Origin of the sequence: Microbacterium sp., from assembly GCF_035687345.1 — a bacterium.
Taxonomy (GTDB): Bacteria; Actinomycetota; Actinomycetes; order Actinomycetales; family Microbacteriaceae; genus Microbacterium.
Genome location: NZ_DASRXZ010000054.1, coordinates 34,390 through 41,821, shown reverse-complemented (window position 1 = coordinate 41,821; position 7,432 = coordinate 34,390). Strand labels below are relative to the sequence as shown.

At 70.6% G+C, this 7,432-nt stretch carries 7 protein-coding genes; all 7 read left to right on the top strand.

Annotated features, from left to right (window positions below):
* Positions 1-22 precede the first annotated feature (22 nt).
* Positions 23-1,906, top strand: coding sequence for a translation elongation factor 4 (gene lepA / locus VFF97_RS06695; protein WP_325032711.1), 1,884 nt, complete (start codon positions 23-25; stop codon positions 1,904-1,906).
* Between the two features lie 19 nt (positions 1,907-1,925).
* Positions 1,926-2,576, top strand: coding sequence for a DUF1990 family protein (locus VFF97_RS06690; protein WP_325032710.1), 651 nt, complete (start codon positions 1,926-1,928; stop codon positions 2,574-2,576).
* Positions 2,576-3,799: a radical SAM family heme chaperone HemW gene (gene hemW / locus VFF97_RS06685; RefSeq protein WP_325032709.1), complete on the top strand. Its 1,224-nt coding sequence runs from the start codon at positions 2,576-2,578 to the stop codon at positions 3,797-3,799. The genes VFF97_RS06690 and hemW overlap by 1 nt, the downstream gene beginning before the upstream one ends.
* A gap of 80 nt (positions 3,800-3,879) precedes the next feature.
* The gene (gene hrcA, locus VFF97_RS06680; RefSeq protein ID WP_325032708.1) at positions 3,880-4,932 is read left to right on the top strand and encodes a heat-inducible transcriptional repressor HrcA; all 1,053 of its coding nucleotides are present in this window, start codon (positions 3,880-3,882) and stop codon (positions 4,930-4,932) included.
* A 51-nt stretch (positions 4,933-4,983) separates the two neighbouring features.
* Positions 4,984-6,096, top strand: coding sequence for a molecular chaperone DnaJ (gene dnaJ, locus VFF97_RS06675; RefSeq protein ID WP_325032707.1), 1,113 nt, complete (start codon positions 4,984-4,986; stop codon positions 6,094-6,096).
* Positions 6,097-6,101: 5 nt separating this feature from the next.
* Complete coding sequence (locus VFF97_RS06670) at positions 6,102-6,845, top strand: 16S rRNA (uracil(1498)-N(3))-methyltransferase (protein ID WP_325032706.1); 744 nt, start codon at positions 6,102-6,104, stop codon at positions 6,843-6,845.
* A gap of 201 nt (positions 6,846-7,046) precedes the next feature.
* The gene (locus VFF97_RS06665) at positions 7,047-7,388 is read left to right on the top strand and encodes an HIT domain-containing protein (protein ID WP_325032705.1); all 342 of its coding nucleotides are present in this window, start codon (positions 7,047-7,049) and stop codon (positions 7,386-7,388) included.
* The last annotated feature ends 44 nt before the right edge of the window (positions 7,389-7,432 follow it).

The window sequence follows — 7,432 nt, the reverse complement described above, 5'->3', positions numbered from 1 at the left end:
GCCCACGTAGAATCGACGGGACATGTCACCGCGCGCCCTGAAGCCTCTCGAGCCGTCCGCGACCCCTCCTGAGCTGATCCGCAACTTCTGCATCATCGCCCACATCGACCACGGCAAGTCGACGCTGGCCGACCGGATGCTGCAGATCACCGGAGTCGTCGCCGAGCGCGACATGCGCGCGCAGTACCTCGACCGCATGGACATCGAGCGCGAGCGCGGCATCACGATCAAGTCGCAGGCGGTGCGGATGCCGTGGGCCCATCGCCCGGTTGCTGAGTCCGCCGAAGCACAGGGGCCCGACCAGGTGTACGCCCTCAACATGATCGACACCCCCGGGCACGTCGACTTCACGTACGAGGTGAGCCGCTCGCTCGCGGCGTGCGAGGGCGCGATCCTGCTCGTCGACGCGGCGCAGGGCATCGAGGCGCAGACGCTCGCGAACCTGTATCTCGCGCTCGAGAACGACCTGCACATCATCCCGGTGCTCAACAAGATCGACCTCCCGGCTGCCGACCCGGAGAAGTTCGCCCTCGAGCTCGCCAACCTCATCGGCGGCGACCCCGACGACGTGCTGCGGGTGTCGGGCAAGACCGGGCAGGGGGTCGAGGAGCTGCTCGACCGCATCGTGCGCGACATCCCGGCGCCGAAGGGCGAGGCGGATGCCCCGGCCCGCGCCATGATCTTCGACAGCGTCTACGACGCGTACCGCGGCGTCGTCACCTACGTCCGCATGGTCGACGGCAAGCTCGAGCCGCGCGAGCGCATCCAGATGATGTCGACGAAGGCGACGCACGAACTGCTCGAGATCGGCGTCTCGAGCCCCGAGCCGATGCCCACGAAGGGCCTCGGCGTCGGCGAGGTCGGCTACCTCATCACGGGCGTGAAGGACGTGCGCCAGTCGAAGGTCGGCGACACGATCACCAACCAGCGCAAGCCCGCCGCCGAGCCGCTCCCGGGCTACACCGATCCGAAGCCCATGGTGTTCTCGGGCATCTACCCGATCGACGGCAGCGACTACGCGGAGCTCCGCGAAGCGCTCGACAAGCTCAAGCTGTCGGATGCCGCACTCCAGTACGAGCCCGAGACGTCGGTCGCGCTCGGCTTCGGCTTCCGCTGCGGCTTCCTCGGGCTGCTGCACCTCGAGATCGTCACCGAGCGCCTCGCACGCGAGTTCGACCTCGACCTCATCACGACCGCGCCCAGCGTCGTGTACGAGGTCACGACCGACACGGGCGAGCACGTCACGGTCACGAACCCGAGCGAGTACCCCGACGGCAAGGTGGCGTCGGTGTCGGAGCCCATGGTCAAGGCGGCGATCCTCACCCCGAAGGACTACGTCGGCACGGTCATGGAGCTGTGCCAGTCACGCCGTGGCTCCCTCCTCGGCATGGACTACCTGAGCGAGGACCGCGTCGAGCTTCGCTACAACATGCCCCTCGGCGAGATCGTGTTCGACTTCTTCGACCAGCTCAAGAGCCGCACCCAGGGCTACGCGAGCCTCGACTACGAGCCCAACGGCTCGCAGGAGGCCGACCTCGTGAAGGTCGACATCCTCCTGCAGGGCGACAAGGTCGACGCGTTCAGCTCGATCGTGCACCGCGACAAGGCGTACGCCTACGGCACGATGATGACCGAGCGCCTGCGCAAGCTCATCCCGCGCCAGCAATTCGAGGTGCCCATCCAGGCTGCGATCGGGGCGCGCATCATCGCCCGCGAGAACATCCGCGCGATGCGCAAGGACGTTCTCGCCAAGTGCTACGGCGGCGACATCACCCGCAAGCGCAAGCTGCTCGAGAAGCAGAAGGAAGGCAAGAAGCGCATGAAGATGGTCGGCCGCGTCGAGGTGCCGCAGGAGGCGTTCATCGCCGCCCTCTCCGGCGACGTCGAGGGCAAGGGCCCGAAGTAGGCGAAGTAGGCTGGAATCCATGCGCCGGGGCACGTTCAAAGACGAGACCGTCGACTACGCCGCCGTCGGGGCGACGCAGGCGCCGGATCTGATGCAGTACCCGCCGGAGCGCAGCATCCCGGCGGAGTCCTCGTGGCGCATCGGCAGCGGCGAGTCCCGCTTCCACACCGCGAGCGAGGCGCTCATGTCGTGGACGGCACAGCGCGGAGCGGGTCTGACGCTCGCAGACGTCCGTCCGGCATCCAGCCCCATGTACTCGGGCGTCAGCTTCGACAGCGAGGGCAATCCGATCGCGCCGAGCCGCATGGAGGTCGAGCAGCGCTTCGACTCCGACGGCACGCCGTTCGTGAGCGGCGGCATGACGATCCAGCTCGAGGGGCGCGTGCGCGGCATGCGCGCGGGCGGTGAGCTGCGCGTGATCTTCGCCGTCGAAGAGCCGCGTCGCGTCGGGTTCGCACTGGGCACGGTCGGCGACTCGGTCGTCAGCGGCGAGGAGTCGTTCATGCTCGACTGGCACGACAACGACGAGGTGTGGTTCACGGTGCGGGCGTTCGACCGCCCGGTCGGCCTGTTCTACCGCATGTTCCCGCGGCTCGTGCGTCGTCGGCGGCGCGAGCTGTTCACGCGGTACCTTCGCGCGATCTCGCCGCTGTACGCGACGTCGGCCTGATGGGCGCTGCGCTGCCGCTCGGCGAGCCGGTCCCCGCAGACGGAGCGCTCCCCGACGAGACATCGACCGATCCCGCCACGCCGTTCAGCGTGTACCTGCACGTGCCGTTCTGCCGCGTGCGATGCGGTTACTGCGACTTCAACACGTACACCTCGAGCGAGCTGCGCGGCGCACGGCAGGACGAGTACGCCGACACGCTGCTGGGTGAGGTCGCGCTCGCTCGCCGTGTGCTCGAGGCGAAGGGTCCGCTGCGGTCCGCGTCCACGGTGTTCTTCGGCGGCGGCACGCCGACGCTCCTCCCGCCGGGCGACCTAGCGCGCATGCTCGCCGGCGTGCGAGACGCCTTCGGGATCGAGGGGGGTGCCGAGGTCACCGTCGAGGCCAACCCCGACACCGTGACGGATGCCGCAGCCGCCGAGCTCGCGGCATCCGGCGTCACCCGGCTGTCGATCGGCATGCAGTCGGCCGTCCCGCATGTGCTGGCTGCGCTCGACCGCACGCACGAGCCGGCGAACGTGCGCACGGCCGTCGAAGCCGCGCGCCGCGCGGGCCTCGACGTGAGCGTCGACCTCATCTACGGCGCACCGGGGGAGTCGCTCTCCGACTGGCGCCTCTCGCTCGAGACGGCGCTGTCGCTCGAGCCCGACCACATCTCTGCGTACGCGCTCATCATCGAGGAGGGCACGAAGCTCGAACGCCGGATCCGTCGCGGCGAGGTGCCGGCACCCGACGACGACCTGCAGGCCGACATGTACGAGCTCGCTGACGAGCTGCTCGGCGCGGCCGGGTTCGAGTGGTACGAGGTGTCGAACTGGGCGCGGGGCCCCGAGCACCGCTCGCGGCACAACCTCGCGTACTGGCGCGGCCACGACTGGTGGGGCTTCGGCCCGGGCGCGCACAGCCACATCGCGGGCGTGCGGTTCTGGAACGTGAAGCACCCCGCCGCCTACGCGCAGCGACTCGCGTCTGGGCAGACGCCGGCGGCGGGTAGGGAGAGGACGGATGCCGCGGCCCGCGCCCTCGAGGGAGTGCTGCTGGGCACGCGGATCCGCGAGGGGTACCCCGTGTCGGAGCTGTTGGGAGAGGGCCGTCACGCGGTGGCCCGCCTCATCGCGGACGGGCTCGTCGACGGGGCCGAGGCCCTCCACGGGCGGATCGTGCTGACGCTGCGTGGGCGCCTGCTCGCGGACGCCGTCGTGCGGGCGCTGACGCCGGGTCTGTGAGGCCGCGTTTCTCGGTCATCGCCCCAGGTCGTCCGCTAGAATTGGCACTCACGACAGTAGAGTGCCAGGCGGGAGGGTGAATGGTCAGCGAACGCGGCCTCGAGGTCCTGCGGGCGATCGTGCAGGACTACGTCGACACGAACGAGCCGGTCGGCAGCAAGTCCATCGTCGAGCGGCACGCCTTCGGCGTATCCGCGGCGACCATCCGCAACGACATGGCGCAGCTCGAAGACGAAGAGCTGATCGTCGCCCCGCACACCTCCTCGGGTCGCGTGCCCACAGACAAGGGCTACCGCGTGTTCGTCGACCACCTCGCCGAGCTTCGCCCGCTGACGTCCGCGCAGCGCGCGGCGATCACCTCGTTCCTCGACGGCGCCGGCGACCTCGACGACCTGCTCGTGCGCACCGTGCGCGCCCTCACCCGACTCACCGGCCAGGTCGCGATCGTGCAGTACCCGTCCTTCGCGCGTGCGAGCGTGTCGCACGTCGAGCTCGTGCAGCTCGGCGGCGGGCGCATGCTCGTGATCATCGTGACCGACACCGGTCGCGTCTCGCAGCGCCTCGCGACCGTGCGCGGCGAGTTCGGCGAAGAAGAGGTGCAGCGCCTCCGCACGGCCGTGTCGGCCGTCATCGTCGGCCGGGCGGTCCGCGACGGCGCGCAGCTCGTCGAGGAGCGGCTGGCCGAAGCATCCGCCGCGCCGGCATCGGCGCAGACGACCCCGCTCGACGAGGCCGCGCTCGACCTTCTGCGGGCCGTGGCCGAAGAGCTCGAGGAGTTCCGCCAGGACCGCCTCGTGCTCGCGGGTGCGGCGAACCTCGCGCGGCGCGAGGCAGACTTCCGCGGCAGCATCTATCCGCTGCTCGAGGCGATCGAGGAGCAGGTGACGCTCTTGCGCCTCGTGAGCGAGATGCACGCCGACGACCAGGGACTCTCCGCCAGCATCGGTCGCGAGAACGAGCCCTTCGGGCTGGCCGAGGCGTCTGTCGTGGCCAGCGATTACGATGCGACGGGCTCGCTCGCGCGCGTCGGCGTCATGGGTCCCACGCGCATGGACTACCCCACGAACCTCGCGGCGGTGCGAGCCGTCGCGCGCTACCTCACCCGGATGCTCCACGAAGAGAACTCCCGCTGACGAGGCATCCGTGACGATCGATCCCGCGGAACGCGGGCGGGAAGGCGAATGTTGGCTGACCACTACGAGGTCCTCGGCGTCTCACGCGACGCCAGCCAGGAAGAGATCAAGAAGGCGTACCGCAGGCTCGCGCGCGAGCTGCACCCCGATGTGAACCCGGGCGATGACGCGGCCGAGCGGTTCAAGCTCGTCACGCACGCGTACGACGTGCTGAGCGACCCCGAGCAGCGGCGCCGCTACGACATGGGCGGCGACGACTCGCCGTTCGGCGGCGCGAACGGGTTCGGCGGATTCAGCGACATCTTCGAGACCTTCTTCGGGGCGGCGGGCGGCACGCGCGCGGCGCGGCCGCGGTCGCGGCGCGAGCGCGGTCAGGACGCCCTCGTGCGCATCACGCTCGAGCTCAAGGACGTCGTGTCCGGCGTGCACCGCGACATCGAGGTCGACACGGCCGTGCTGTGCGAGACGTGTCAGGGATCGTGCTGCCAGCCGGGCACGGGTCCGGTCACGTGCGACATCTGCCACGGCGCGGGCTACGTGCAGCGTCAGGTGCGGAGCCTGCTCGGCAACGTCGTCACGAGCCAGCCGTGCACCGTGTGCCAGGGTTACGGCACGACCATCCCGTACCCGTGCGTGACGTGCCAGGGCCAGGGCCGCGTGCGCGCCCGCCGCACGGTGTCGATCGACATCCCGGCCGGCGTCGAGACGGGGCTGCGTCTGCAGCTTCCCGGCTCGGGCGAGGTCGGCCCCGGCGGCGGACCCAACGGCGACCTGTACATCGAGGTCACGGTCGCGCCCGACGAGGTGTTCAGCCGCGACGGCGACGACCTGCTCGCGACCCTCGAGGTGTCGATGCCCGACGCGATCCTCGGCACGACGACGACGATCGAGTCGCTCGACGGCCCGGTCGACCTCGAGCTGCGCCCGGGCGTCCAGTCCGGCGACGTCATCACGGTCCGCGGCCGCGGCATCACGCCGCTGCGCGGCACGCAGCGGGGCGACCTCCGCATCGGCGTGCACGTCGTGACGCCCACGCGCGTCGACGGCCGGTCGCGCGCCCTCATCGAGGAGTTCGCGAAGAAGACGAAGCCCCCGGCCCCGCGCCTCGCGCACTTCCAGCAGGGCCTGTTCGCGAAGCTGCGCGACCGCTTCCGGAACGGCTGACCCGGATGCCGCTGCACTTCCTCCTCGACGAGCACGTGCTCGCCCGCCCGGGCGAGACTGTCGTGCTCACGGGAGCCGAGGCGCACCACGCAGCGGCCGTGCGCCGTGTGCGGGTCGGCGAGGAGGTCACCGTCGGCGACGGCCACGGAGCGTGGCTCACCGGTACGTGCGAGGCCGTGGCGCCCCGCGAGGTCGTCGTGCGGATCGACGAGCGGACGGATGTTCCGCCGCCTGCGCCGCGCCTTGTGCTCGTGCAAGCCCTCGCCAAGGGCGACCGCGACGAGCTCGCCGTTCAGGCGGCGACGGAGCTCGGCGTCGACGAGATCGTGCCGTGGCAGGCGGCCCGCAGCGTGTCGCGCTGGGACACCGCCAAGGCCGCGAAGGGTCGCGCGCGCTGGGCGGCGATCGTGCGTGAGGCGGCGAAACAGGCGCACCGCGCGTGGGTCCCCGAGGTCGGCGAGCTCTCGACCACGAAGCAGCTCGTGCAGCGGGTCGGCCAGGGCGCGGCATCCGTGTTCGTCCTCGAGCCGACGGGGGAGGAGCGGCTCACCGCCGTCGCGCTCGATGCGACCGACCCGCGCGACATCGTGCTGGTCGTCGGCCCCGAGGGCGGCGTCGCACCGGAGGAGCTGCAGGCGTTCGCGGATGCGGGGGCCCACCTCGTCCGCTTGGGCGAGACCGTGCTGCGCACGTCGACGGCGGGGCCGGCGGCGCTCGCGATCGTGAACGCTGCGCTCGGTCGCTGGTAGGGGTGGGCGACGGTTCGACGGGCTCACCGACCGGGTGGGGCGGGCGACGGTTCGACGGGCTCACCGGCCGGGTGGGGGTGGGTGACGGTTCGACGGGCTCACCGACCGGGTGGGGTGGGCGACGGTTCGACGGGCTCACCGACCCGCAGGGGACCGCATCGGTCCCTGAGCCTGTCGAAGGGTCCTCGCTAGACTTGAAGGATGAGCGAACCCTCGATCTTCACGCGCATCTACAACGGAGAGATCCCGTCCGAGATCATCGCGCAGACCGAGAACGTGTTCGCGATCCGAGACATCAACCCGCAGGCGCCCGTGCACCTGCTCGTGATCCCCAAGACGCAGGAGTATCGCGACGTCGTCGAGCTCGCCGCGGGTGATCCCGACCTGCTCACCGAGATGATCGGGCTCGCCAACACCCTCGCGGCCGAGCACGCCGACGGCGACTTCCGGCTCGTCTTCAACCGCGGTGCCGGCGCCGGCCAGACCGTGTTCCACGTCCACGCCCATGTCCTCGCCGGAGGACTGGAAGAGAGAAGTCTTTGACCGACAACGAACCCGCCGTCGAGCGGGTCTACGCCGACGGAGTC

What these genes read in the sequence shown, in the direction of transcription:
- lepA (WP_325032711.1), top strand. Translation starts at nt 23, where the DNA reads ATGTCACCGCGCGCCCTGAAGCCTCTCGAGCCGTCCGCGACCCCTCCT.
- VFF97_RS06690 (WP_325032710.1), top strand. Translation starts at nt 1,926, where the DNA reads ATGCGCCGGGGCACGTTCAAAGACGAGACCGTCGACTACGCCGCCGTC.
- hemW (WP_325032709.1), top strand. Translation starts at nt 2,576, where the DNA reads ATGGGCGCTGCGCTGCCGCTCGGCGAGCCGGTCCCCGCAGACGGAGCG.
- hrcA (WP_325032708.1), top strand. Translation starts at nt 3,880, where the DNA reads ATGGTCAGCGAACGCGGCCTCGAGGTCCTGCGGGCGATCGTGCAGGAC.
- VFF97_RS06670 (WP_325032706.1), top strand. Translation starts at nt 6,102, where the DNA reads ATGCCGCTGCACTTCCTCCTCGACGAGCACGTGCTCGCCCGCCCGGGC.
- VFF97_RS06665 (WP_325032705.1), top strand. Translation starts at nt 7,047, where the DNA reads ATGAGCGAACCCTCGATCTTCACGCGCATCTACAACGGAGAGATCCCG.